Annotated in this window: 16 protein-coding genes; 4 read left to right on the forward strand and 12 right to left on the reverse strand. The window is 66.7% G+C overall.

Annotated features, from left to right (window positions below):
- Window positions 1-43: 43 nt before the first annotated feature.
- Genes BDW41_RS17810 through uxaC form a run of 3 tightly spaced genes read left to right on the forward strand, consistent with a single transcriptional unit; the run spans window position 44 to window position 3,823 of the window.
- The gene (locus tag BDW41_RS17810) at window positions 44-1,363 is read left to right on the forward strand and encodes an MFS transporter (RefSeq protein ID WP_110301650.1); all 1,320 of its coding nucleotides are present in this window, start codon (window positions 44-46) and stop codon (window positions 1,361-1,363) included.
- 3 nt (window positions 1,364-1,366) lie between these two features.
- Window positions 1,367-2,386, forward strand: coding sequence for an endo-1,4-beta-xylanase (locus BDW41_RS17815; protein ID WP_074550127.1), 1,020 nt, complete (start codon window positions 1,367-1,369; stop codon window positions 2,384-2,386).
- 12 nt (window positions 2,387-2,398) lie between these two features.
- Entirely contained in the window at window positions 2,399-3,823 is a 1,425-nt protein-coding gene (gene uxaC, locus BDW41_RS17820; RefSeq protein WP_074550125.1) for a glucuronate isomerase, read from the forward strand.
- Between the two features lie 1,382 nt (window positions 3,824-5,205).
- Here uxaC and BDW41_RS17825 read toward each other — a convergent pair.
- From BDW41_RS17825 to BDW41_RS17860, 8 genes are read right to left on the reverse strand one after another with little or no spacing between them, the layout of a single operon-like run.
- Window positions 5,206-6,828, reverse strand: a complete 1,623-nt coding sequence (locus tag BDW41_RS17825; protein ID WP_083337713.1) for a DUF5597 domain-containing protein — start codon at window positions 6,826-6,828, stop codon at window positions 5,206-5,208.
- Between the two features lie 35 nt (window positions 6,829-6,863).
- A complete protein-coding gene (locus BDW41_RS17830) occupies window positions 6,864-8,339 on the reverse strand; it encodes a mannitol dehydrogenase family protein (RefSeq protein WP_074550124.1) in 1,476 nt (491 codons plus the stop codon).
- Complete coding sequence (locus BDW41_RS17835; protein WP_074550122.1) at window positions 8,339-9,364, reverse strand: sugar kinase; 1,026 nt, start codon at window positions 9,362-9,364, stop codon at window positions 8,339-8,341. The genes BDW41_RS17830 and BDW41_RS17835 overlap by 1 nt, the downstream gene beginning before the upstream one ends.
- Before the next feature lie 9 nt (window positions 9,365-9,373).
- Window positions 9,374-12,076, reverse strand: coding sequence for a beta-glucosidase (locus tag BDW41_RS17840; RefSeq protein WP_083337712.1), 2,703 nt, complete (start codon window positions 12,074-12,076; stop codon window positions 9,374-9,376).
- A gap of 23 nt (window positions 12,077-12,099) precedes the next feature.
- The gene (locus BDW41_RS17845; RefSeq protein WP_074550120.1) at window positions 12,100-13,770 is read right to left on the reverse strand and encodes a glycoside hydrolase family 43 protein; all 1,671 of its coding nucleotides are present in this window, start codon (window positions 13,768-13,770) and stop codon (window positions 12,100-12,102) included.
- Between the two features lie 4 nt (window positions 13,771-13,774).
- Window positions 13,775-15,034: a D-mannonate dehydratase ManD gene (manD, locus tag BDW41_RS17850; RefSeq protein ID WP_074550118.1), complete on the reverse strand. Its 1,260-nt coding sequence runs from the start codon at window positions 15,032-15,034 to the stop codon at window positions 13,775-13,777.
- Window positions 15,031-17,040: a sialate O-acetylesterase gene (locus tag BDW41_RS17855; protein WP_074550116.1), complete on the reverse strand. Its 2,010-nt coding sequence runs from the start codon at window positions 17,038-17,040 to the stop codon at window positions 15,031-15,033. The genes manD and BDW41_RS17855 overlap by 4 nt, the downstream gene beginning before the upstream one ends.
- Complete coding sequence (locus BDW41_RS17860; RefSeq protein ID WP_083337711.1) at window positions 17,040-19,274, reverse strand: alpha-glucuronidase family glycosyl hydrolase; 2,235 nt, start codon at window positions 19,272-19,274, stop codon at window positions 17,040-17,042. The genes BDW41_RS17855 and BDW41_RS17860 overlap by 1 nt, the downstream gene beginning before the upstream one ends.
- Window positions 19,275-19,377: 103 nt before the next feature.
- Here BDW41_RS17860 and BDW41_RS17865 point away from each other — a divergent pair, with 103 nt between their 5' ends.
- Window positions 19,378-20,454, forward strand: a complete 1,077-nt coding sequence (locus BDW41_RS17865; protein WP_074550113.1) for a LacI family DNA-binding transcriptional regulator — start codon at window positions 19,378-19,380, stop codon at window positions 20,452-20,454.
- Between the two features lie 36 nt (window positions 20,455-20,490).
- On the opposite strand, the gene BDW41_RS17870 is transcribed toward BDW41_RS17865, so the two are convergent.
- The 4 genes from BDW41_RS17870 to BDW41_RS17885 all read right to left on the reverse strand — a co-directional run bounded on the left by BDW41_RS17870 (window position 20,491) and on the right by BDW41_RS17885 (window position 26,956).
- A complete protein-coding gene (locus BDW41_RS17870; protein ID WP_074550111.1) occupies window positions 20,491-21,924 on the reverse strand; it encodes a sugar porter family MFS transporter in 1,434 nt (477 codons plus the stop codon).
- 104 nt (window positions 21,925-22,028) lie between these two features.
- Window positions 22,029-23,366, reverse strand: a complete 1,338-nt coding sequence (xylA, locus tag BDW41_RS17875) for a xylose isomerase (RefSeq protein WP_074550109.1) — start codon at window positions 23,364-23,366, stop codon at window positions 22,029-22,031.
- Window positions 23,367-23,416: 50 nt separating this feature from the next.
- Window positions 23,417-24,931 carry a xylulokinase gene (gene xylB, locus BDW41_RS17880; RefSeq protein WP_074550106.1) on the reverse strand — a complete coding sequence of 505 codons (1,515 nt, stop codon included), beginning with the start codon at window positions 24,929-24,931 and terminating at the stop codon, window positions 23,417-23,419.
- A 216-nt stretch (window positions 24,932-25,147) separates the two neighbouring features.
- Window positions 25,148-26,956 carry an amidohydrolase gene (locus BDW41_RS17885; RefSeq protein ID WP_074550104.1) on the reverse strand — a complete coding sequence of 603 codons (1,809 nt, stop codon included), beginning with the start codon at window positions 26,954-26,956 and terminating at the stop codon, window positions 25,148-25,150.
- Window positions 26,957-26,984 lie beyond the last annotated feature (28 nt).

Here is a 26,984-nt window from a genome sequence, read left to right on the forward strand (position 1 = left end):
CGATGGGGACGGGATGAGGCGAGCAGAGCACACGCGCGACGCCATGGCGCATGCGCGCAACGAGCGCGGCGCGGCCACCGCCGCGCCATCGGCGAAGATCGGCAACTACCGCTGGCGCATCTGCGCGCTGCTACTGGCGGCCACCACGATCAGCTACATCGACCGCCAGGTGCTGGGCGTGCTCGCGCCATTCCTGCAGGAAAAAATGGGCTGGAGCGAGGTGCAGTACAGCAGCATCGTCACGTCGTTCCAGGCCGCGTACGCCATCGGCCTGTTGTGCGCGGGCGCGGTGATCGACCGCTTCGGCACGCGCATCGGCTATGCCATCGCCATCGGCATCTGGAGCCTCGCGGCGATGAGCCATTCGCTCGCCACCGGCGTGATCAGCTTCGCCATCGCGCGCTTTGCGCTGGGCCTTGGCGAGGCCGGCAACTTCCCCGCGGCGATCAAGGCGGTGGCCGAATGGTTTCCCCAGCGCGAGCGCGCGCTCGCCGCGGGCATCTTCAACTCGGGCTCCAATATCGGTGCGATAGCGGCGCCGCTGCTGGTGCCGATTGTTGCGGCGCAATGGGGATGGCAGGCCGCCTTCCTCTGCACGGGAGCGCTCAGCGCCACCTGGCTGGCGCTCTGGCTGCGCACCTATCGCACGCCGGACCAGGAACCGCGCCTGTCCGCGGCGGAACGCGCGCACATCGGCACGGAACCCGCGGTGCCGACGCCGCGCGTACCGTGGGCGCAATTGCTGCGCTATCGCCAGACCTGGGCGTTCGCGGCAGCCAAGTTCATCACCGATCCGATCTGGTGGTTCTTCCTGTTCTGGCTGCCCAAGTTCCTGCATGCGCAATACGGGTTGGGCCTGCTGGAGCTGGGCGCACCGCTGATCACCATCTTTCTGCTCGCCGACGCCGGCAGCATCGCCGGCGGCTGGCTGGCCGGCGCCCTGATCCGGCGCGGGATGAGCGTGAACCGTGCACGCAAGACGTCCATGCTGATCTGCGTGACGCTGATCCTGCCGGTGATGTTCGCCGCGAAGGCCGACAACCTCTGGCTCGCCGTCGTGCTGGTGGGGCTCGCCACCGCGGGCCACCAGGGCTGGTCCGCCAATGTCTACACGCTCACGTCCGACCTGTTCCCGCGGCGCGCCGTGGCCTCCGTGGTCGGCATCGGCGGTTTCGCGGGCGCGGTGGGCGGCATGCTGATCTCCACCGTCATCGGATTGTTGCTGCAGGCCACGGGCAGTTACGTGCCGGTATTCCTCATGGCGGGCGGCGCCTATGTGCTCGCGTGGGTCGTGGTGCAGTGGCTGGTGCCTCGCCTCGAACCGGTCGTGCTCGATCACGCCGACAACGCAAAGGTTTCCTGAGCCATGCGCAACGCATTCCTGCTGTCTGTACTGCTTGCCTTCGCACCGGCACTCGCTGCCGCCGGCACGCCCATCGCCCAAGCGCAACCCAAGTTTCTTGGCAGCGCCTATGGCGCGGCGCAAGCGCCGGATTTCGCCGAATACTGGAACAAGGTGACGCCCGAGAACGCCGGCAAGTGGGGCAGCGTGGAGGCCGTGCGTGGGCAGAGGGACTGGTCCGCGCTGGACGATGCTTACAACTTCGCCAAGGCCCACCACTTTCCATTCCATCTACACGTGCTGGTGTGGGGCGAGCAGCAGCCGACATGGCTGCGCAAGCTGCCCGCCGATGAGCAGCGACACGCCATCGAGTCGTGGTTCGATGCGGTTGCCGCGCGCTATCCCGACCTCGACTTCGTCGAAGTGGTGAACGAACCCCTGCATCATCCGCCCAGCGGCAAGCGCAAGGATGGCGGTCATTACATGGATGCGCTGGGCGGCAAGGGCGCGAGCGGCTGGGATTGGATCGTCACGGCGTTCCGCCTTGCCCGCGAGCGTTTTCCCCGCGCGAAGCTGCTTATCAACGACTACGACATCACCCACAGCGATGCCAACACGCAGCGCTATCTCGCCATCGTGAAGCTGCTGCAGCAGGATGGCTTGATCGATGGCATCGGCCTGCAGGAGCACGCCTTCGAAACCAGGAACGACGTGCCCATATCCGTGCACCGCGCCAACCTGGACCGGCTCGCCGCCACCGGCCTGCCGATCTACGTAACCGAAATGGATATCGACGGCCCCACCGACGACCAGCAACTCAAGGACTACCAACGCGTGTTCCCCGTGTTCTGGGAACACCCCGACGTCGCCGGCATCACGCTGTGGGGTTTCCGCCCCGGCCTGTGGCGCGACAGGCAAGGCGCCTACCTGCTGCGCAAGGATGGCAGCGAACGCCCGGCGCTGGCCTGGCTGCGCCAGTATGTTGGCCACGCGCGCGCCGACCAGCCGACCGCCCCGGCAACCTCCATGCACGACCCACGTTGAGCCTCGCCCGCCATGACCACCCAACCGCAAGCCCTCACGCTTCACGACGACCGACTGTTTTCCTCGGACCCCACGCAGCGCGCCATCGCGCGGCGCCTTTACGGCCAGGTCGGCGGCTTGCCGATCATCAGCCCGCACGGCCACACCGACCCCTCGTGGTTTGCGGACAACCAGGCCTTCGCCAACGCCACGGAACTGCTGCTGGTGCCGGACCACTACGTGTTCCGCATGCTCTACAGCCAGGGCGTTTCGCTCGATGCCCTGGGCATTCCACGTCGCGACGGCTCGCGGGCCGAGGTCGACCCGCGCGAGGCCTGGCGCGTCTTCGCCAGCCGCTTTCATCTGTTTCGCGGCACACCCTCGTCGATGTGGCTCAACCACGTATTCCACGACGTATTCGGCCTGCGCGTGCGGCTCGATGCCAGCACGTCCGACCTCTACTACGACCACATCAACGAAGCACTCGCCACCGCCGCGTTCCGGCCGCGCGCCTTGTTCGAGCGATTCAACATCGAACTGATCGCCACCACCGAATCGCCGCTCGATCCGCTGCAGCACCATGCTGCCATCCGCGACAGCGGCTGGGCTGGCCGCGTGATCACCGCATACCGTCCCGATCCGGCGATCGATCCGGAGCACGAACAGTTTCCCGATGCCCTGCGCGCCTTCGGCGACATCACCGGCGAGGACGTCTATCGCTGGGACGGCTACCTGCGCGCGCATCGCCAGCGTCGCGCCTATTTCGCCAGCATGGGCGCCACCTCCACCGACCACGGCCACCCCAGCGCGGCGACGGCCGATCTCTCACGCCACGAAGCGGAACGCCTGTTCGACAAGGTGATTCGCGGCCACGCATCGCCCGAGGAAGCCGAACTGTTCCGCGCGCAGATGCTCACCGAGATGGCCGCGATGAGCCTGGATGACGGCCTGGTGATGCAGATCCACCCCGGCTGCTTCCGCAACCACAACCGCGCGCTGTTCGAACGGTTCGGGCGTGACAAAGGCGCGGACATCCCGCTGCGCACCGAATACGTCCACGCCCTGAAACCCCTGCTCGACCGCTACGGCAACGAACCGGGCTTCCAACTGCTGCTGTTCACCCTGGACGAAAGCACCTACAGCCGCGAACTGGCGCCCCTCGCCGGCCACTACCCCGCGCTGTTCCTCGGCCCCGCCTGGTGGTTCCACGACGCGCCCGAAGGCATGTGGCGCTTCCGCGAACAAACCCTGAGCAGCGGCGGCTTCTACAACACGGTGGGCTTCAACGACGACACACGTGCCTTCCTGTCGATCCCGGCACGTCACGATGTGGCGCGGCGCGTCGATTGCGCGTTCCTGGCCAAGCTGGTGGCGGAGCACCGCATGGATGAGGATGAGGCGGCGGAGGTAGTGGTGGATCTGGCTTATCGATTGCCGAAGTGGGCGTATAGGTTGTAGGGGTGGTTGGGTTGTGGTGATGGTGTGGTGCGGGTTGTTGGTGTTCTTCTCTTGAGGGCGTGTAGGAAGTCACCTGCATGATCACTTTTAGAGTGCTGAAGGCAACCTTGCCGCACCGCCTCATGCTTTAGCCGTCATTCCTGCGAAGGCAGGAATCCAGTGACTTTGCGCTGGGTTGTCGCGTGGTCGGCATTTTTTTTGGCGCTTCCGCGACCGGGCCGCCTACGCGGCGGGCGTTTCGATCGTCTGCCGACGCTCGAGTCACTTTTCTTTTGCTGGCCCAAAAGAAAAGTAACCGAAAGAAAATGCCCTTCAGAGCCAACGCCCGCAGCATTACGAAGGGATAAGCCCGAACGGGTGAGGTGCGTTGTGGCTTGGCAACCTTCGCCGCTACACAGCGGGTAGTTTGGAGCGCTTCGCAACGCGCCGTGGCGCAGAGGGCTTAAAGCAGCGTGCGCTACGCTTTCCGATCGCTGAGGCTAGGTAAAGGGGACGCTACGCTTCCCGGCCGTTTTGGAGAACTCGCCGCCTTGTGGCAAGCCATTCCGATAGCGCGGCATTCCATTTCCGGAACACGACACTCCGATACAACGCCTCACTCCTGCTCTTAGCTGCCTGTTCAAATCTCGCGTGAGTCCACATTTCGCCTCACCGTCATCCCCGCGAAAGCGGGGATCCAGTGTCTTTAAGCCTTCTCGCAGTGCGTAAAGTCGCTGGATCCCCGCTTTCGCGGGGATGACGGTGAGGGAACCGGTGTCGCTCCGGAGATTTTGAACAAGCTCCAGGACAGGCGCTCCGCGCCTGCCACGACGCGAAGTGCCGCGCAGCGGCACGAGCCGTCGGCTCTGGCTCTTGATCTTCCGGGTCCCCGTATGAGGCGGCGGGCGGGTGAAGGAATAGCCCGCAGGGTGGCTCGCAAGGATGCGAGCCAGTTTGTCGTCAGGGCAGGATGCCCTGTCGACAAACCCCGCAACCCGTCCGCGGACCTATCGGGCTTTGCCCGATAGGCGCCGATTCCGGGGGGCCCTTCTCTTTGGTTACTTTCTCTTGGGCAAGCAAGAGAAAGTGACCCGGACCGCGGCAGCGGTTCGGAACGCCCGCCGCGTAGGCGGCCAGATCGCGAAAGCGTTGATAAAGAGCCCATCAACCTCTACGCGACAACCGGCCACTACCGAAACTGGATCCCGGCCTACGCCGGGATGACGGCTAAAGCAGGGATGACGGCTAAAGAATGAAGCGGTGAGGCGAGCACCCGCCCCTCACCCCAACCCTCTCCTCAAAGGGGAGAGGGAGAAGAACTGAGGCACCACGCACCCGTTCCGTATCCATCAGGCCAACAACCACACCACTAGCCCCTCACACCGCAGCAACCCACCACCAAATCACCGCGTAATCGCGTTCAACCGCAATCGATAAATCCGAAACACCTTCGGATCCATCATCAACTGCCGCCCCTGATTGCTCTGATCCCCATTCAGCCTGCGAAGCACCTTCCAGTCCGCACCACTGCGCTCCACTTCCTCGATGCTGGCGATACCCGCCACGCGCGCATCCACATCCGGATCACGCGCCACACTCACCGTCAGCCCGCTCCCAATGACATAGAACTCGTCCGCGCCACTCTGCAGCACCAGCATCGCGCCGTCGTCCGTCAGCAACTCCTTCTTCGGCCATGAACGCGACAAGGTGCCGGAGAACAGATAGCCGCCCAGCGCCACCGTCTGCGTAGGGCGGGGACTGCCGGCGTGCAGTACCAGCGCGCGCGTGCGGCCATCGGCTTGGGCGGCGGGAAGCAGGTCGCCAAGTGACTCGAGCGCGGCGTATACCTGCACGATCAAAGGTCGCTCGGCATCGCCCTTGTCCGTCTTGGGCACGCTGTCGATGCCGAACGGGCAGAAGCCGAACGCCTTCGCTTCGCCATAGGAAAACAGCGCGTTGTAGGGCGAGGCTTCGAGCTTGGCCTCGGGAATGAATATCGGGTTGCCCAGGGACTGGTAGCGCTTTACCCAGTACTCGAATTCCGGCCAATAGATGTCGGGAGAATAGAGGTCGATATGCGTGGCGACCGCGCGGTAGACCTGCTGGAAGTACGGGTGCGGCCCGCCACTGGGATATTCGCCGGCACGCTCAAGGAAGGCAGGCAACTGCACGTTGAGGTACATCGGCAGCGCGTATTTCTCCTTGCCTGCTTGCGCGACACCATCGATATACGTGGCATAGCGCCATGCCATGAACACCTCGTCGACGGCATCGCCGAACACTTCGCTCCAGGTACGGCCTTGCGGGTTGAAATGCGCGCCCAGCTCCGGCGTCAGTTGCGCGCGCTCGGCCTGCAACGCCGACACCAGCGACGGCGGAACCTCGCCGCGGAACGCCTGGTTGGCCGCATCGGAGCGGTCGCGGCGCTCGCTCACCACGCCGACTTCGTTTTCCACCTGCACCATCAGCACGGTCTGCTGCGTGTCCTTCTGGCGCAGGTGTTCCATCAGGGCGGCGAAGGCGCGGCTGTCCATCCGCTGCGTTTCCGCGCCGAAGGTGGAGAGGATTTCCAGCGGCGTGCCATCCACAGCGCGGGCGCGCGGGAAGCGCACCGCATCGGCCTTTACCCAAGCGGGCGCATATTCGGAGAAACCGTTCTTCCAGCTGCCGAACCACAGCAGCACCAGATGCTGCCGCTGGCTTCGCGCCACGTCGATCCAGTGATCGAGAATGCGGAAGTCGAAGCGTCCCTCGACGGGCTCGATCTGCTCCCACGCGACGGGCATCAGCACGGTGTTGACGTGCTGGCTGGCCAGGCGCGGCAGGATGTCGTCCGCCTGCTCGGCCGTACCCGCCGACGAGTTGCCCAGTTCGCCGCCGAACATCACGAAGGGCTTGCCGTCCACGATAAGCCGGCTGGCGCCGTTCTGCAGCGATACCCGCGGCAACTCGGCGGCGTGCGCCGCAGTGAACAGACACGCCGCGAAACCCGCGATGGCGAACCAGCGCCTCGTTCCCTTCCACATCGCCTGCTCTCTCATTCGCTTATGTCCCTTCAACGTCAGCATGCAGACAACGCATGCTCGACTGCTCCGCGGCCAGCATCGCCAAGACGGTCGTAGGCACGATGCAGAGCCGCGACGAAACGTTCATCGTGCGACAGCGGCATGAATACGGCATCCAGGGAGAGGAACCGCGGCACATCGTGGCTCGCCTGCCCCGTGCAAGTCTTGCCGACCGCGATCAAGGCCTCGTTCATCGGATCGACCAGTGCCACGTCACGCGATGCCTGTCGCCGCACGAAATGCATCCACGCCGCGATGGGCAGACACAACGCGTCGATGCTGCGCCCCTGCACCAGCGATTCGCCGATGGTGCTCAACAGGCGCACCGGTAATTTCTGCGAGCCGTCCCACGCGATCTGCGAAAGGCGATGGCGGATGGACGGATTGCGGAAGCGGCCGAGTATCGCGTCGATGTAGCCGATGGCATTCAGGCCCTCGGGAAGCATGATGGCCGGTGCGATGTGCTCGCGCATCAGCCGCTCGACAAAGCCGGCCAGCAACGGCTCGCGCATGGCGTCGGCGACGCTGTCGATGTCCATCAGCGATCCCAGATACGCCAGTGACGAGTGCGCGCCGTTGAGCAGGCGCAGCTTGGCACGGTCATAGCCGGCGATATCAGTACTCAGGGTGACGCCGACATCTTCGAACGGCGGACGGTCGTTGCAGAAGCGGTCCTCCACCACCCATTGCGTGTACTCCTCGCGCTGGATGGGCCACGCGTCCTCGCAGCCCAGGGCGGTTCGCACCCGCTCGCGCAGCGCGTCATCGGTCGCCGGCGTGATGCTGTCGACCATGGAACAGGGAAAGGCGACGTTCGCGTCGATCCACGCCGCGAACGCGGTGTCCTGCAATTCCACAAACTGCAGCACCGCGTGGCGCAGCTTGTGGCCGTTGCCGGCGAGGTTGTCGCAACTGAGCACGGTGTAGGGCGCCGTGCCGGCCCGCCAGCGCGCGTGCAGGCCGGCCACCACGTAACCGATGGCGCTGCGTGGCGAGGACGGCGAAGCAAGGTCCTGCACAATGTCGGGGTGGGCAAGGTCGAGATCTTCGCCAACGAGGCAATAGCCCTTCTCCGTCACCGTGAGCGTGACCAGCCGAACGGCGGGGTCGGCGAGGCGCGCCAGCACCGCGTGAGGTTCATCGGCTGCGCAGAGCAATTCGCGGATCGCACCGATCACGCGCAATCGGCTCCGCTCGCCCAGCAAGGCCAGGGTGTAGAGCCCGTCCTGCGGCTGCAGCGCGTCGCGCACGTCGTGGCTGCGCAGCGACACACCGCAGATCGCCCAATCCGGATGATCCGCCAACAGGTCGTCCACGTAGACCGCCTGATGCGCGCGATGAAACGCGCCGGCGCCGATGTGCACGATGCCAATGCGCACCGCGCCGATGTCGTAGTTCGGCCGCTGGATAGCTGCAGGCAGGTGTTCCAGCGCGCGCGCCGAAAGACGCGGAAGGTGATGCTGCTCGACCATCAACGCCTTACCTCGAAACCTTCCTGCTTCAGAAACGCCTGCACGTCGGCCTCCCGCACCAGATTCACGTCGCCCGGCACGGAGTGTTTCAGGCAGGCGGCGGCCACGGCGAAGTCCAGCGCGGCCTGCTCCGGCATCTCGCGCAGCAAACCGTGCAGCAGGCCCGCGGCAAACGCGTCGCCGCCGCCAATGCGATCGACGATACCGGTGAGCGAGTGGTGCTCGGTCGTGTAGAAGGCGCGCTCACGCGTCGCCAGCAGGCCGCCAAGATGCTGGTCGTCCACGCTGGCGTGACGCCGCTCGGTGGCGGCGATGTACGTCAGGTGGGGGAATGCGGAAAAAGCAGCGCAGGCGGCGGCGTGGAAACGCGCGTCCGCCTGCGGCTGGGGAAATGCCATCTCCAGCGCGAGCGCGATGTCGCGATCGCCGCCGAAGATCAGGTCGGCTTCCGCCATGATCCGGCGCAGCCAGGCCGGCGCTTCCGCGGCCCGCGCACCCCAAAGCTTGCCGCGGAAGTTGCCATCGAACGACACCCGCACACCCAGCGAACGCGCGGCGCTGACGGCAACCATCGCCGCCTGCGCGGTGGCTTCGCACAAGGCGAGGTTGATGCCCGACAGATGCAGCCACTGCGCGCCCTCGAGCAGGCGCGGCCAGTCATACGCTTCCGCCGGCGTGGTGGCGAATACCGAGCCCGCGCGGTCGTAGATCACCTCGGACGGGCGATGCATGGCGCCCGGCGTGAGGTAGTACACGCCCATGCGGCCTTCGGCGAAACGCAGCGCCGAGGTATCCACGCCGTGGCGCCGCAGTTCGCCGGCGCAGGCGTGGCCGATGGCCTGGTCAGGCAGCGCGCTGACCATCACGCTGTGATGGCCGAACAGCGCAAGCGACGCGGCGACATTCGCCTCGGCGCCACCAAAGCGGGCATCGAGGCGCGCCGACTGCAGCAGCATCTCGTTGCCGGGCGGCGACAGCCGCAGCAGCAGCTCACCAAAGAAGACGACGCGGGATGGCTTGCTCATGAAGGTTCCTCAGTCGCGCACGTCGAACGGCGCGGTCAAGCGGATATCGGCGCTGGAGGCGCCCACCTGCACCTCGTAGCGGCCGGGGTCCACAGCATAGGCGTGGCGCGCATCGTCGTAATAGCGAAGCGCATCGTGCGGCGCCACGGCGAAGGATACGGTCTTCTCTTCGCCCGGCTGGAGGCTCACGCGCTGGAAGCCGCGCAGCTCCTTGTTGGAACGCCATGGGCCCGCATGCGTGGAACGAAGGTAGAGCTGTACCACTTCGTCGCCCGCGCGCTTGCCGGTGTTCTTCACCTTCAGCGTCACCTTCAGTTGTCCGTTCGCGCGCACGCTCGCCTGATCCAGCTGGATGTCGGAGTAGCCGAAGGTGGTGTACGACAGGCCGTAGCCGAACGGATACAGCGGCGTGCCCTTGAAGTAGCGGTAGGTACGGCCGTCCATGCGGTAATCGTCGAAGGCGGGTAGCTGCTCGTCCGCGCGGTAGAACGTCACCGGCAGGCGTCCGGAGGGATTGGTTTCGCCGAACAGCACGTCAGCCACGGCGTCGCCGCCGCGCTGGCCCGGATACCAGGCCAGCACGACGCCGGGAAGATGCTGCTGCGCCCAGTCGATGGCAAGCGCCGAGCCTGAGGTCAGCACCAGCACCACCGGCTTGCCGGTGCCGCGCAAGGCTTCGAGCAGCTTTTCCTGCGTCGCGGGCAGGCGCAGGTCGGTGCGGTCGCCGCCGGCGAAGCCGGGGTAGTTCACCTTCATTTCCTCGCCTTCGACGTCGCTGTTGAGGCCGCCGACGAAGACGATGGCATCGGCTTGCTTCGCCGCATCCATCGCCTCCTCGAATGGCGGCTTGGCACCCGGCGCGCGCCAGGCGAGCCGCACGTCGGCGTTGTGGTCGGCCTTGGCGTATTCCAGGCGGATGTCGTAGGCCTTGCCGGCCTGCAGGTCGACCGGAACGCTGGTCGCCTTCGTGGCCTTGTTCGCATCCCACGCATCCAGCAGCAGGCGGCCGTCGACGTAAAGGCGATAGCGTTGCGCGGCCGCTGCGCTCAGTTCGTAGCGTCCCGACCGTGGCGGTACGAGCTGGCCGCTCCAGCGCACGCTGAAGCGCGTGGGATCCAGCGCCTGCGCGGCTGGCAGTTCGCCGCGCACGACCAAGTCGTCGGTCGGCGCGCTGTGGTCCCAGCGGAACGCCAGCTTCTGGTCCACCCGCGTGATCACCGGCGCACCGGCGAGATCGGTGTCGCGGAAATACTCGCCCTTCAGGCCATGCTCGGCGGAATCGGCGGACGGCTGCAGCGCGGTCGCGTCGATCAGCGGAAAGCCGCTCTGCTCGTCGAAGCCTTCCACGAGGGTGGCGCCCTTGACGTACGTCACCTCGGCCTGCGGCATCGCACGACGGATGCCCTGCAGGATGGTGACAGGCGCGGCCGGCGTGCCGTGGTAGTTGCCGAGCAGCGCGGTGACGTCGTCCGCGGTGGGCCCGATCACTGCGATGCGCCGCAACGTGCGCGACAGCGGCAGCACGCCATCGTTCTTCAGCAGCACGATGGATTCATCGGCAGCACGGCGCGCCAATGCATCGTGTTCCGGCGACTGGTTCGCCGAGTAGGGAATGCGCGCCCAGCGCACGCGCTCGGGCGGATCGAACATGCCCAGGCGAAAGCGCGCCAGCATCAGGCGTTGCAGCGACGCATCGATCTCCTTCTCGCTGATCAGGCCCTCGTGCACGGCCTTGGCGAGCGCGGCGTAGGTGTGGCCGCAGTTGAGGTCGTCGCCCTTCTTCACCGCGAGCGCCGCCGCCTGTTCCGCCGTCTGCACGATCTGGTGGTGAAGGTAGATGTCCTCCACCGCATCGCAATCGGATACCACGTAGCCGTGGAAGCCCCAGTCCTTGCGCAACACGTCCTGCAGCAGGCGCTGGCTGGCCGAGGCCGATTCGCCATTGACGCGGTTGTACGCGCCCATCACCGCATCGACCTTGCCTTCCTGCACCAGCGCCTGGAACGCGGGCAGATAGGTTTCGTAGAGATCGCGCTCGCTTGGATGCACGTCGAAGCGATGGCGCTCGGACTCCGGCCCGCTGTGCACGGCGAAATGCTTGGCCGTGGCGTCGAGCTTGCGATAGGTCGGATCGTCGCCCTGCAGGCCACGCACGAAGGTCACGCCCATGCGCGCGGTGAGGTACGGGTCCTCGCCATAGGTTTCCTGCCCGCGGCCCCAGCGCGGATCGCGGAAGATGTTGATGTTCGGCGACCAGAAGGTAAGGCCCTGGTAGCGGCCGTGCATATCGCGGCGCAGGAATTCCTGGTGCTTGGCGCGCGCCTCGTCGCTGATGGCGTCGGCCACCCGCGCCATCAACGAGGTATCGAACGTCGCCGCCAGGCCGATGGCCTGCGGGAAGACAGTGGCCTGCCCCGCACGCGCCACGCCATGCAGCGCCTCGTTCCACCAGTCGTAGGCAGGCACGCCCAGGCGCGGGATGGCCGGGGCCGCGTTCTGCATCTGCGCGACCTTCTCCTCCAGCGTCATGCGCGAGACGAGATCCGCGGCGCGTTCCTCGAAGCTGCGATCGAGATCGAGATAGATGGGCTTCGCCGCAGGGGCGGGCTGCGCCTGATCGGCCAGGGCCGTGTCCGGCCATGGCAGGCCGGTAGCCAGCAACGATGCCAGCAGCACACGCAACGTTCCGTGGCTCATTCGCTTCACGCTCATCCCGCTTCCCCTTCGTATCCGCATCACTCGTGCGCCAGGCGGCGGGCATACGGCCCCACCGTCGCACCGATGAAACCGCCCGCCAGGTTGGTGCTGAGCACCGTGCCGTCGGCGTGGCCGTCCAGCCATGTCCAACCGGTGCCGGCGTCGTAGGCAAAGCCATACACGCCGCCATCCCCAGTGATCTTCAACTTCAATGTGCCCACGTTCGCCGGCAGCTCCGCATGGGCGATCGTGGCCACATCGTTGCCGCGATGCATCCGCAACGACAGCAGCAGGTGATCGCCCTCGCGCCGCACGCCCATCGCGTACCAGTAGCGCTCGTTCTGGAACGCGGCGATGCCCGCTTCCACGCCGTCATCCTTAGGCACCGCCAGCGACGTGCTGGCGTCGAACGCAAGATGCTGTTGGCGGCGCGTGAGGAACGAAGGATTACGCAAGCTATCCAGGTCTTCCGCCAGCGGATGGATGGCCAGCTTGCCCGGATGCGAGGCGAGGTCCGCCCACGCCTGCTTCGGCGTGCGCACGAACATCCATTCCGTCTTCAGCGTGGGCGCGTCGAAATCGTCGCGCCAGTCGAAGTTGCCGCTCAACGGCGCCTGCGTGGCGTCGCCTTGCATGAACGCGGGACCTTTCGGCATCTGCGGAATGGACGTCCCTTTCGGAAGAATGACTGGCCATCCGTCCTTCCACGTCACCGGCAGCACAAAGGTCTCGCGCCCGGTGTTGTAGTGCGTGCCGTCATAGGTGCGGCTGGCGAGAAACACCGCCCACCAGCTGCCATCCGCCGCTTCCACCAGGTCCGCATGGCCCGCGTTGACGATGGGGTTGGCGCGATCGGCGGGAAGATCGCGCTGGGTCAGGATGGGATTGCCCTCGTACGAAACGTAAGGACCCCACAGGGAACGGCTGCGCAGCACCACTTCGGAATGCTGCGGTCCCGTGCCGCCCTCGGCGCACATCAGGTAATACCAGCCGTCGCGCTTGTAGAGGTGCGGGCCCTCGATCCAGATGGGCTTCTTCGACAGGTTGGTGCCGCCGTTAAGGATCACCTTGCGCTCGCCGACCATCGCACCGCGGGCAAGGTCGATCTGCTGCAGCCAGATCGCGCGATGCCCCGCGTACAAGGGCTTGCCTTGCGGCGCGCCGTTGTTGAGCAGGTAGGCCTTGCCATCGTCGTCGAAGAACAGCGAAGGGTCGATGCCCTCCACGTCCTTCAACCACATCGGGTCGGACCACGGGCCGCCAGCCTGCTTCGCGGTGGCGATGAAATTGCCGCCCGCATCCATCGCCGTGTTGACCACGTAGAAGGTGCCGTCGTGATAGGCGATGGCTGGCGCGAATACGCCGCGCGACATGTTCAGGCCATCGAAATCCAGCGGCGCGGGCTTGGCTATCACGTGCCCGACGGGCTTCCAGTGCACGAGGTCGCGGCTCTCGAACACGGGAATGCCGGGGTGATAGGCAAAGCTGGAGTTGACCAGATAGAACGCGTCGCCCGCCCGCACCACGCTGGGGTCGGGATAGAACCCGGCCAGCACGGGATTGCGGTAGTGGCCGGGCGGCAGCGGCTGCGCGAAGGTCGCGTCGTGTCCCTGATAGTCGAACCAGTCGAACAGCACCGCCTGCTGCGCGTGCGCGGATGCGCCGATGGCGAGCAGGCACAGGCACCACAGGCGGAGCAGTCGCTTCATGGCGTCACCAATCCCACATCGAGCCGTCTTCCAGGCGCGCGATGGGCAGCTGCTTGGGCGCGTAGGGGAAGCGGGCGGCGAGCTTTTCGTCGATGGTCACGCCATGCCCCGGCGTGTCGCCGCAATGCAGGCGACCGGCGCGGAATGCATAGTCGTGCGGGAACACCTCGTTCGCCTCGTCCGAGTGGAACATGTATTCCTGGATGCCGAAGTTGGGCACCCAGGTATCGAAATGCAGCGCCGCGCCCATGCACACCGGCGACAGGTCGGTCGCGCCGTGAAAGCCGGTGCGCACCTGATGCAGGCCGGCGAAATCCGCGAGGCGGCGCAGGTGCGTGATGCCGCCGCCGTGCACGATGGTGGTGCGGATGTAGTCGATCAGCTGGTTTTCGATCAGGTGCTTGCAGTCCCAGATCGAATTGAACACTTCGCCCACGGCCAGCGGCGTCACCGAATGCTGGCGGATCAGCTCGAACGATTTCTGGTTTTCCGCAGGCGTGGCGTCCTCCAGCCAGAACAGGCGATACGGCTCCAGGCTGCGCGCCAGCCGCGCCGCTTCGATCGGCGTGAGTCGGTGATGCACGTCGTGCAGCAGTTCCACTTCGGGGCCGTGATCGGCACGCAGGCGCTCGAACAATTGGGGCACGATGTCCAGATAGCGCGGCGTGGACCACACCGTTTCCGCCGGCAGCTCGCTTTCCGCCGGCTCGTAGGGCTTGCCGCCCGCGGAGATGCCGTAGGCCTTCTTCACGCCCGGCACGCCACACTGCGCGCGAATGGCGAGGAAACCCATCTCACGGAAGCGGCCCACTTCCTCGCTGGTTTCGCTGATGTCGCGGCCGTTGGCATGGCCGTAGACCAGCGCGCCTTCGCGCGAGCGGCCGCCCAGCAATTGATAGATGGGCAGGTTGGCGAACTTGCCCAGGATGTCCCATAGCGCCACGTCCACCGCGGCGATCGCCGTCATGGTCACCGGGCCGCGCCGCCAATACGAGCCGCGATAGAAGAACTGCCAGATGTCCTCGATGCGGCCCGCGTCGCGGCCGATCAGGTTGGGCACCACGTGGTCCTGCAGGTACGAGGCCACGGCCAGTTCGCGGCCGTTGAGCGTGGCGTCGCCCAGGCCGGTGACGCCGGAGCGCGTCACGATCTTCAGCGTGACGAAGTTGCGGCCGGGGCAGGTGACGATGACCTTGGCGTCGACGATCTCGCGATCGCGCGCCGAAGCATGCGAGGCAGCTTCATGCGATGAGGCGGTACTCATGGATGGCTTTCCTGGGAAGAACGGTTGACGGATAGCTCGAATGGTCCGGCCGGCAGGCCGGAGTGGTCGTAGAGCGTACAGATGGGGCTGTCGGCCCAGCAGTAGCGCACGCGCGTGATGTCGCTGGCGGGAAGCGACGCGCGCAGCGTCACGGTGTCGCCATGCACGTCGGCATCGGCGTAATGGCAGCTGCCGGTCTGCGCACCGCAGAGCTCGAAACCGAGCGGATGATCCGCGCCGTACACGACCAGTGCGTCGGTGACGTCCTTGAAGCGCACGCTTACCGCATCGCCGTTGCGTTGCACGGAAGCCGGCACCGGACCGGATGGCGGCAGATCCTTTTCACCATAGACCACGTGGCGCGCGACGCGCGCGAGGCGACGTCCCAGCTCCTGCTTGTTGGCTGGATGGATGTCCGTCCGCTCGCCGATATCCACCGCCACCGCGAGCCCGGAGTGCGCATCATCGGCGGCCGCCAGGCGCTGCGCCTCGCGTATGCCGGCAGTGCCGCTTTCCGTGGGATGCGTGGGCGGTGCGCCGTAGCCCGCGAGCTGCACGATCAGCATCGGCAGCTGCGCGCCGAAGCGTGCGCGGAAATCGTTGCGCAGCGCTTCCAGCAGTGCCTGGTAATGCGTCGGGTCGCCAGTGTTCGATTCACCCTGGTACCACAGCGCGCCGCGGAACACGTAGTCGCCCAGCGGTGCGATCATGCCGTTGTAGATCGTCGTCAGGCCCTGCGTGGATTGCCACGGCACGCCGGGCGGCGAGCCGTAGCTGGAAGGCACCACGCGGTATTGCCAGCCACCCGCCAGCGACACCGCGCTGCCATCCGCGAAGCTGAGCGAACGCTGCGAGGCATCGCCGTACAGCCCGCCGTCGCGATAGGTGTTGAGCACGTTGATGGCGACGAGGTTGTCGCCCGCATGCAGGGTGCCGGCAGGGATGCCGTAGGCGCGCGGATCGCCGCCGTAGGTGGTGCCCACCCAGCGGCCGTTGACCCAGGTCTGGTCCGCCTCGTTCACCGTGCTCAGGTGCAGTGTTGCCGCTTGCGCGGCCTGGGCGGCGGTGAGCTTCACCACCGTGCGATACCACACGGTGCCGGTAAAATTGGCAAGCTCCGGCTGGCCCCAGTGCTGCCACGCGCCCTTGTCGAGCGGCGCCGGCTGCCAGCCCTGCTGCGTGATGTGCGCGGGGTTCCACGGCTCATCGTCCGCGCTCACGCCGGGGCGCGAATGCCACCACGCACGCCATTGCTCGTCCCATTGCGTGCCGGCCTTCTCGCGATCCTTCGCATACAGTTCCAGCAGGTCGAGCGGGCCGTCGTAGCCACCCACCTTGCGCAGTGCGTTCGCGCTCATCCACGACTGGATGCGCGAGCCGCCCCACGCGGCGACAACCAGCCCCATCGGCACGTCCACTGTCTTCTGCAGTTCGCGCGCGAAGAAATAGCAGGCGGCGGAGAACTCGGGCACGTTCTGCGGCGTGGTCTTCAGCCAGTGATCGGTGGCCGGGATGCTGTCCAGCGGCGTCACGCTGCTCACGTTGTCCACGATGAGCATGCGGATGCGGTCGTTCGAGGCGTTCTGCACTTCGGCACGCGCATCCAGCGCCCGCTTCACCTGCAGCACCATGTTGGACTGGCCGGAGCACAGCCACACGTCGCCCACCAGCACGTCGCCGATGGTCTGCGATGCGCCGTGGCCCGTGCTCGCCGTGAGCGTGTACGGGCCGCCCGCGGCGACGGCGGGCAGTGACACTTCCCAACGGCCTTTGGCATCCGCGCGTGCCGTCGCTTTCTTGCCGGCGAACGTCACCGTGACGCGATCGCCCGCATCGGCCTGTCCCCAGACACGGTTGGCCTGGCCGCGCTGCAGGATGGCGTGGTCCTGGAACAGCGGATTGAGCAGCGGCGCGTGGCTGTCGTCCGCCTGCGCCGAGAGCGGCGCTGCGCATGCCAGCGCGAGCAGGCAGCCTGCCGATAGCTTTCGTATCGCCTGATGGATCATCACTGGTAGCCCGGAACGTAGGGAAAGGTGAGCGACTCGTAGTAGCTCAGCGGATGCGCGGGCGGCTGGTAGCCGGCCGGCAGCGGCAGCCCGTTGAGGCTCTGGAAGTAGGCGATGGACGCATCGCGCCACCACTGCGCCTCCTTCTGCTGGATGCCGAGGAAGGCCGCCTCCTTGCGGTAGCGCGCGTCGTCGATCATGCCGTCCAGACGGCTCCACGTGGCGCGCATGCTCGCCACTTCATCGACGCCATGGGTGTAGTGCGCCACCAGCGATTCCCACAGCGTCTGGCCCGAATGCAGGCGGTAGCTCCACGGCAGATGGTGGAACCACAGCAGGTAGGCTTCTGGCGTGCGGCTCACGTCGTCGAACTGCGCGGCCACGATGGGCGCGTATTGCGCCACGGCGTTGCTGCCCGTGCTGCTGCGATCGAAGCCGATGCCGTCGTGGTCGGCGCGGTGGTAGTACACCGGCGTCCAGTCGGCGCGCGGGCCGCTGGCGTCCCACGGCGCCGGCCCGTAGTGGTGGCCATGGCCCATCTGGTGATGCAGGCCCAACGGCGTCATGTAGTCGACCACCGCTTCGCGCGACCGCATCATCATGTCGACCACGGGACGCACGAAGGCCTCGTCGTTGCTGAAGGTCATGCGCACCCAGTCGTTGGCGATGTCGCGCGAGGACGCCGTGGGGTTCCACGCGAGCCGCCCATAGGCGTACCAGTTCGCCTGGTTGAAGTCCGAGCCGGTCCAGTCGCGATCCGTGCCGATGTTGGCGACGCCGGCGATGCCGGTAAGCGCGTGATGGTCGAGCTGGCCGTCGATCACCTTCGCCACGGTCGAACCCTTGCCCTTGGCCAGGGTATCGGTGGAGAGGGTTTCCTCGAACAGCGGGCCGAGATAGGCCAGGTGCGTGGCGAAGCCCAGGTATTCCTTGGTGATCTGGAACTCCATCATCAGCGGCGTCTTGGGCATGGCGCCGAACAGGGGGTTGAACGGCTCGCGCGGCTGGAAATCGATGGGGCCATTCTTCACCTGCAGCAGCACGTTCGCGCGGAACTTTCCATCCAGCGGCTTGAACTCGGTGTAGGCCTGCTTGGCGCGGTCGTCGTTGTTCTCCTGCGAGTAGACGAAGGCGCGCCACATCACCACGCCGCCATGCGGCGCCAGCGCGTCGGCCAGCATGTTGGCGCCGTCGGCGTGCGTGCGGTGGTAATCCTGCGGGCCGGGCTGGCCTTCGGAATTGGCCTTGACCAGGAATCCGCCGAAATCGGGAATGAGGCGATAGATCTCGTCGGCCTTGTTATGCCACCAGCGCTGCACCTGCGGGTCGAGCGGGTCGGCCGTCTTCAGCCCGCCGATCTCGATGGGCGCGCTGAACTTCACGCTGAGATACACGCGGATGCCATACGGCCGGAGCACGCCAGCCAGCGCCTTCACCTTCTCCAGGTACAGCGGCGTCAGGATGGCCGCCTGCGCGTTGACGTTGTTCAGCACCGCGCCGTTGATGCCGATGGAGGCGTTGGCGCGCGCGTAATCGGTATAGCGCGGATCCAGCCAGTCCGGCAGCTTCTGCCAGTCCCAAATCGAATTGCCCGCGTAGCCGCGCTCGACATGGCCGTTGAGGTTGTCCCAATGATCGAGCACGCGCAGCTCAAGCTTCGGCGCTTCGCGAATGTCCAGGTGCTCCAGCGGCTGTTCGGTCTGCAACAGGCGCAGCAGGTGGAAGCTGCCGTACAGCGCGCCGACGTCGTCGTTGGCGGCCACCACGGTCACGGCATGGCCATCGATCGACGTGCTGCGGATCAGGTAGCCGTCCTTGCCCAGCCTTGCGGTATCGAGCTTCAGCCGCGCAACCAGCGGCGAGGAGGACGGCGTGCCCACCACCACCGCACCGTCGGCGCTTGGCGCATCCACGGACGGCGTGGCGCGGCCCAGCAGCCCGTCCAGCCCGCGTTGCAGTTCCTGACGGGTAACTTGCTGCGTGGGCGTGGAAGACGGCGCCACCAGCACCGTCGCATGGAGCCGCGCCGCCTCGGCCTGCGCGGCGGGCAGCGGGTGATAGCGCAGCCACAGCTCGTAGCCGTCCTCGGCATGCGCTGCGGCGGCGAACAGGCCGCATAGCAGGCACAGGCAGAGGCGGGTCGCGCCGCGCGTGGGAAGGCGCCGGCCCGTTGCGTCAGCGAACGCCGCGACCCGTTTGGCAGCCGATGTTAGAAGAACGGTTAACGCTAACATGTGCGAAAATGGATCCATATCCGGGCCAGTATCACGATCGAGACGACGCCCGCGGCGACCACGCCACGGGCTCTGCGGCACGACCGCGCGAGGGGAAACGGCAATGAGGAAGACAGGGAAGAAATCGGTGCGCCGCAAGGGTGGCTCGGTCACCATCGACGACGTGGCCGCACTGGCGAAGGTATCGCCCATGACGGTGTCGCGCGTGGTCAACGGCCACGCCAAGGTGCGCGACGCCACGCGCGAGCGCGTGATGGAAGCCGTGCGCGAGCTGGGCTACATCCCCAACCTCGCCGCCAGCTCGCTGGCCGCCGCGCAGGACGCGCGCATCGCGCTGATCTACACCAACCCGTCCGCCGCCTACCTGCGCGAGCTGCTGCTCGGCGCGCTGCGCGGCGCGGCGCGCACGGCGGCGCAGCTGGTCATCGAGGACTGGGACGAGCTCGACGCCAACGGCGACCGCAAGGCGGCGCGCGCGCTGGCCAAGAGCGTGGCCGGCGTGATCCTGCCGCCGCCGCTGTGCGAATCGAAGGTGGTGATCGAGGAGCTGGTCGAAGCAGGCGTGCCCGTGGTGGCGATTGCCTCGGGCCGCTTCAACCACGAGATTTCCAGCGTGCGCATCGACGACTTCCTGGCGAGCAAGGAAGTCACCGAGCACCTGATCCGCATGGGCCACACGCGCATCGCCTTCGTGAAGGGCCACCCCAACCAGACCGCCAGCGCGCGGCGCTTCGACGGCTACCAGGCCGCGCTGAAGGAAGCCGGCATCGCGGCCGATCCCGCGCTGGTGCAGCAGGGCTACTTCACCTATCGCTCGGGGCTCGACGCGGTGGAGAAGCTGCTGTCGCTGAAGCAGCCGCCCACGGCCATCTTCGCCAGCAACGACGACATGGCCTCGGCTGCGGTTTCCGTGGCGCACCGGCGCGGGCTGGACGTGCCGCGCGACCTTTCCATCGTGGGCTTCGACGACACCTCGGCCGCCACCACGGTGTGGCCGGAAATCAGCACGGTACGCCAGCCCATCGCCAGCATGGCCGACTCGGCCATCGACATCCTGCAGCGCACGATCCGCCGCAAGGACACCGACACCAAGGTGGTGGTCGACCATGTCGTCGCCCATCAGCTGGTGCAGCGCGATTCCGTGGCGCCGCCCGTGTCCACCCGCAAGGCGCGCGGCTGACGCGTCGGCATGATCGCGGTGGCTGGGGCGCACGCCTCAGCCCTCCATATGTTCCAGTTCCTTGCCGCGTGTTTCGTGCACGCACTTGAGCACGAACACGATCGACAAGGCCGCGGCCGCCGCATATAGGCCGTAGGCGCCGGCAAGGCCGATGCCGGTGAGCAGCACCGGGAACGTCACCGTGATCAGGAAATTGGACGTCCACTGCCCCGCGCCGGCCACGGCAAGGCCGGAGCCGCGGATCTGGTTGGGGAACATCTCGCCCAGCATCACCCACATCACCGGTCCCCACGACATGTTGAAGAACGCGACGTAGGCATTGGCGGCGACCAGGGCCAGCGTGCCCATGGCCGGCGGCAGCGCGAGCTTGCCTTCGGCATCGACACCCGCATGTGCAAACGCCCAAGTGACCAGCGACAGCGTCACCGCCATGCCCACCGAGCCGATCCACAGGAGCGGCTTGCGGCCCACCTTGTCGATCAGCATCAGCGAGACCAGGCACGCGGCGATGCTCAGCGCGCCGGAGAACACGTTGATGAGCAACGCATCCGCTTCGGAAAAGCCCACGGCCTGCCACAGCACCGCGCCGTAGTAGAACACCACGTTGATGCCCACCAGCTGCTGGAACGTGGCCAGGCCGATGCCTACCCACACGATGGGACGCACGCGTCCGCTCGCCTTGTCGAGCAGGTCAGAAAGGCGCGGGCGATGGCGATCCTGCGCCAGCGACGCACCGATGTCGGCCAGCTTGGCGCGCGCCTCGCTCTCGCCGTAAAGCCGCGTGAGCACGGCGGCCGCTTCCGCATCGCGCTTGCGCACCACCAGGAAGCGCGGGCTTTCCGGAATGAACAGCAGCGATACCAGGAACAGCGACGAAGGCAGCGCCTGCATCCAGAACATCCAGCGCCATGCATCCTGCCCTAGCCACAGGGTGCCGGTGGAGGAACCGGCCGCACGCGCCAGCAGGTAGTTGCTCAGGAACGCGGCGAACAGGCCGCTGATGATGGCGATCTGCTGCACCGTCGCCAGCCGTCCGCGATAGCGTGCAGGCGCCACTTCCGCGATGTAGGCCGGCGCGATCACGCTGGCCGCGCCCACCGCGAAGCCACCGGTGAGGCGCGCCACGATGAAGAACGCCGAGGTCGCCGCCGCGCCCGCACCCAGCGCGGAGAGCAGGAACAGCAAGGCCGACACGATGAGTACCGAGCGGCGTCCCCAGTAATCGGAAACGCGCCCCGCGAAGAACGCGCCGAGCGCGCAGCCGAGCAGCATCGACGCCACTTCGAAGCCGACGCCGGTGGAGCTGGAATGGAACGCCGCCTTCAGGCCGTCGACGGTGCCATTGATGACGCCGCTGTCGAAGCCGAACAGAAAGCCGCCCAACGTGGCGACGCAACTGATCTGGACGATAAGCCGGGTGTTCTCTGCGCTGTTCGCGCTGGCCGCGCCATCAAGCAGGACGCTGTTCATGCGGTCGGTATCTCATGTCGTGTTCTCCCTCCCCAAGATCGGCAAGGCGCATACCCCATGCGCCTTGCCGACCGCTCAGAACGGACGCGAGGCGTCCGCCGACATCAACGCACGAGGTACTGGTTCACCAGGTTCTCGTAGCGCTCCTGCCTGCCGCTGGTCTTGGCCGGTTCGCCGTACTTGGCGGCATGGTCGCGCAGGTCGGCCAGGCTGAACTTGCCCTGCTCGAAATCGCGGCCTGCACCGGTGTCGAAGCTGGCGTAGCGCTCCTTGCGCCACTGCTCCAGCGGCGACTTCGTGAGCAGCGCGTGGGCAACTTCCAGGCCGCGCGCGAACGCGTCCATGCCGCCGATGTGCGCCTCGAACAGGTCGCTCGCGTCGGTGGATTCGCGACGCACCTTGGCGTCGAAGTTGAGGCCGCCCGGCGCCAGTCCGCCTTGGCGCAGCACCACCAGCATGGCGCCGACGGTATCGTACAGGTCGGTCGGGAACTGGTCGGTGTCCCAGCCGTTCTGCGCGTTGCCGCGGTTGGCGTCGATGCTGCCGAGCAGGCCATGGTCGGACGCCACCTGCAGGTCATGCTCGAAGGTGTGGCCCGAGAGCGTGGCGTGGTTGGCTTCAATGTTGAGCTTGAAGTCCTTGTCCAGGCCGTGCTCCTTGAGGAAGCCGGCGACCGTGGCCGAATCGAAGTCGTACTGGTGCTTCATCGGCTCCATCGGCTTGGGCTCGATCAGGAAGTTGCCCTTGAAGCCGATGCTGCGGCCGTAGTCGCGCGCCATGGTGAGGAAGCGCGCGAAGTGTTCCAGCTCGCGCTTCATGTGGGTGTTGTGCAGCGAGGCGTAGCCTTCGCGGCCGCCCCAGAACACGTAGTTGCCGCCGCCCAGCTCCACCGTGGCGTCCAGCGCCGCCTTGATCTGCACGCCGGCGCGCGCCACCACGTTGAAGTCCGGGTTGGTCGCCGCGCCATTCATGTAGCGCGGATGGCTGAACAGGTTGGCCGTGCCCCACAGCAGCTTGATACCGGTGGCCTGCTGGCGCTCCTTGGCCAGCGCGACCATGTGCTTGAGATTCTTTTCGTACTCGCCGACGTCATCGGCGTCGGGCGCCATGTCGATGTCGTGGAAGCAGTAGTAGGGTACGCCGAGCTTGGTGAAGAACTCGAACGCGGCGTCGATCTTCGCCTCGGCGCGCGCGAGCGGCGCAGCGTCGGCATCCCACGGATACACGCGCGTGCCCGGGCCGAACGGATCGTGGCCGGCGTTGCAGAAGCTGTGCCAGTAGCACACGGCGAAACGCAGGTGCTCGGCCATGGTCTTGTCGCCGATCTTCCGGTTCGCGTCGTAGTGCTTGAACGCCAGCGGGTTGTCCGAGCCGATGCCCTCGAACGGAATGCGGCCGATGCCGGGGAAGAATTCGCGTTTGCCGATGAAAGGAGTGCTCATGAAAAGGGAGTCCTGGTCGGAAAGTGGAGTCGATGCAAACTCGGCGGTAGTCAGACGTCGCCCGCTGCCGGGGGATTCGCATGGAACGATCTGGCCACGTCGAGGTGGCGCAGGAACTGGCGGTAGTGGCCCTGGTAGGCCGCGGTGTTTTTCGCGTCCGGACGGGTGGAAAGCCCGGGTGCGATAAGGACGTGCTCGCGCGCGATCGCCGCGAGATCGGCGTGGCCGCCGCTGGCATGGTCGAGCGCCCACAGCGCCTGCAGCGCGGCGCCGAACGCGGCGCCCTCGGCCTGCAGCGGCACTTCCACGGGCAGGCCGAAGATGTCGGCCACCATCTGCCGCCATGCCGCGCTGTGGCTGCCGCCGCCGGTGAGGCGGATGGCGTCGAAGGACAGCCCCGCCGCGCGCAACGCGTCGTAGCCGTTGCGCAGCGCGTAGGTGGCGCCTTCCATCGCGGCGCGGTAGATGTTCGCGCGGGTGACGTTGTTGAGGTCCATGCCGTGCAGGCTGCCGCGCGCATGCGGCAGGTCCGGCGTCCGCTCGCCGTTGAAGAACGGCAGCATCACCAGTCCGCCCGCGCCGGACAGCGTGCCCGCCATGACGTTGTCGCCATCGCGCGAGCTGAAATTGAATGCCTTGGCGACGGCCTCGGTGGCGAGCGTGCAGTTCATGGTGCAGATCAGCGGCAGCCAGCCGCCCGTGGACGAGCAGAACGCCGCCCAGCCCCCGGCGGCATCGACCACCGGGTGATCCGCGTACGCGAACAGCGTGCCCGAGGTGCCCAGGCTCATGCTCAGCACGCCGGGCTCCACGTTGCCGGTGCCAATGGCGGCCATCATGTTGTCGCCGCCGCCGGCCGATACGCGCACGCCGTGCGGCAAGCCGAGTTCGTCGGCGATGCGCGCGGAGATCGGGAAGCTCGCATCCGGCGCCACCAGCGGTGGCAGGCACGCGGACAGGTCGCGCTCGGGGTCGGTGGCCTTGAGCATTTCGGGCGACCACTGGCGCGTGCGCACGTCCAGCCAGCCGGTGCCGGAAGCGTCGCCGTATTCCATCCAGCGCTCGCCGGTGAGCCAGAAGTTCACGTAGTCGTGCGGCAGCAGGATGCTGGCGAGGCGCGCATAGACGTCCGGACGATGCTTGCGCGTCCACGGCAGCTTGGATGCGGTGTAGCCAGCCAGGATCGGATTGCCGGCGATGTCCACGCAGCGTTCGGCGCCGCCCACGGCCGCCATGATCTCGTCGCATTCGCGCTGCGTGCTGGTGTCGCACCACAGCTTGGCCGGCGCCAGCACCTGGCCTGCCGCATCCAGCGGCACGAAACCGTGCTGCTGGCCGGAGACGCCGATGGCGACGACACGCGCGCGGTATTCCGCGTCCAGCTTGGCGAAACATGCGCGGATCGCCTCGATCCACCACTCGGCCCGCTGCTCGCGGCTGCCGTCGTCGCCGGCGATGAGTTCCAGCGGATGGCCGTGCGTGGCCACCAGGCGGCGCGCCGCCGCGTCATAAGCGACCAGCTTGACGCTCTGGGTACCTACGTCCAGCCCAACTACAAGACTCATACGTCGTCCGCGATCCAGAATGTTAGCGCTACCACTTCAAGGCCCAATAAAACCCCCGGTGGGCGTGCAGGCCGAGGAAGGCTGGCCGCTGCCCGATGGAGGTCGTTCTGGCGGACTGTACTAGCGCGACGACGAAATGCCATGTCGCAATGCAAAAAAGTGCGCCGGCAGCGCGTCTCCAAGCTCTGGAGACGTCGCCGCCGGCCTGCCGCTTGCCTACTCGGCGTGGTCGAACTCCGGCATCGGCTCGGACAGCTGACCCTTGCGCCAGTGTTCCGCGCCATCGCGCCGGTAGGCGATCTTGCCGCCCACGATGGTATAGAGCACGCGCGTGCGCAGGATGTCCTCCGCCGGCAGGGTCAGCAGGTTGCCGGAGAACACGTCGAGGTCGGCCAGCTTGCCCGGCGTGAGCGAGCCGAGCCGGTCTTCCGCGAGGATCGCGTAGGCGTTGTTCCAGGTGTAGGACTGCAGTTCCTGCATGCGCGTCTTGGCTTGCGCCGGGTAGAAGGTCTTCTTGCCGTGCGCGTAGGCGCGGGTAACGCCGCAGTAGAAGTTGGGAATGGGGTTGGTGTCCTCGACCGGCGTGTCGGTGCCGTCCAGCACGATGGCGCCGCTGTCGATCAGCGTTTTCCACATATAGGCGCCTTCCTGCGCGCGCTGCTCGCCCAGATGCGGCACCACCATCGGCGCATCCGAACAGGTGTGGATGGATTGCATCGAGGCGATCACGCCCAGCCCGGCGAAGCGCGGAACATCCGCGGGATTCAGATGCTGCGCGTGCTCGATGCGCCAGCGCTTGGCCGTCGCGGCCGGATACTGCGTGAAGACGTTCTGGTAGAGATCGAGCAGCTCGCGATTGGCGCGATCGCCGATGGCATGGATGGCCATCTGGAAGCCGTCGCGCGCGGCGATGCGCGCCATCTGCGCGAGATCGCTCATCGCGGTGACGTTCTTGCCGGTGATGCCGGGCGCGTCGTTGTACGGTTCGAGGAACCACGCGCTATGCGTGCCCAATGCGCCGTCGGACACATCCTCGCCCAGGCCGAGCACGCTCAGATGGTGGTCGGCGTAGCCGTCGATGCGGTACTCCTTCAGATGCTTGTCCAGCTTGTCGACGGATTTCTCGTCGATGTACACGAACAAGCGCAGCGGCTGCCCCTTGGCGAACTGGCGCTTCATCCAGTCGATGGTCTCGAAGCTCTCACCCTGGTCCACGAAGCTGGTGATCCCCTTGCTCACCTCGTTCTGCATCGCCAGTTGCAGGGCGCGTTCGCGGCGCGCCTCCTGCTCGCTGGCGGGCAGCTTCTGCAGGTAGCGGTTGTACGCGGCGAACACGGGATCGGCCGCGCTGTCGCGCAGCATGCCCATGGCGTGGCCCTGCGCATCGCGCACGATGGTGCCGCCGGCGGGGTCGGGCGTGTTGTCGCCGATGCCGGCGAGCTTGAGCGCCTGCGCGTTGGCGTAGATGCCGTGTCCGCTGGCGTGATTGAGCAGCACCGGATTGTTGGGCGAAATCGCGTCCAGGCTGGCCGGCAGCGGCAGGCCGTCCACGTTCGGCTGCGGCGTCTTGTTCCACTTCGCCTGTTGCCAGCCTTGCCCGATGATCCACTCGCCCGGCTTGGCCTTGGCCACGGCCGCCTTCACGATGGCGACGATCTCGTCCCAGTTGGCGGCCTTGCCCACGTCGACCTGCATCAAGGCTTCGCCGGTATCCATCAGATGGCCGTGGCCCTCGATGAAACCCGGCGTGACGAAGGCGCCGTGCAGGTCGACCACCTGGGTCTTCGCGCCCACGTAATGCCGGATCGCTTCGTCGCTGCCCAGCGCCGCGATGCGCCCCTCGCGGATGGCCACGGCCTGCGCCTGCGGCTGCAGCGGATCCAGCGTCACGATGGTCGCGTCGAGCAGGACCAGATCGGCCGGCTGCAGCGGCGGCGGAAAACCGGCGATGGATGCACCATCCGCGAAGCATGCACCGGCGAAGCCCAGCGCGATGACCGGAACCCATTTACGGAACGACTTCATCGAACTCTCCCTTCGCAACACGGGAATG

The sequence above is a fragment of the Dyella sp. AtDHG13 genome (assembly GCF_003201105.1).
Taxonomy (GTDB): Bacteria; Pseudomonadota; Gammaproteobacteria; order Xanthomonadales; family Rhodanobacteraceae; genus Dyella; species Dyella jiangningensis_B.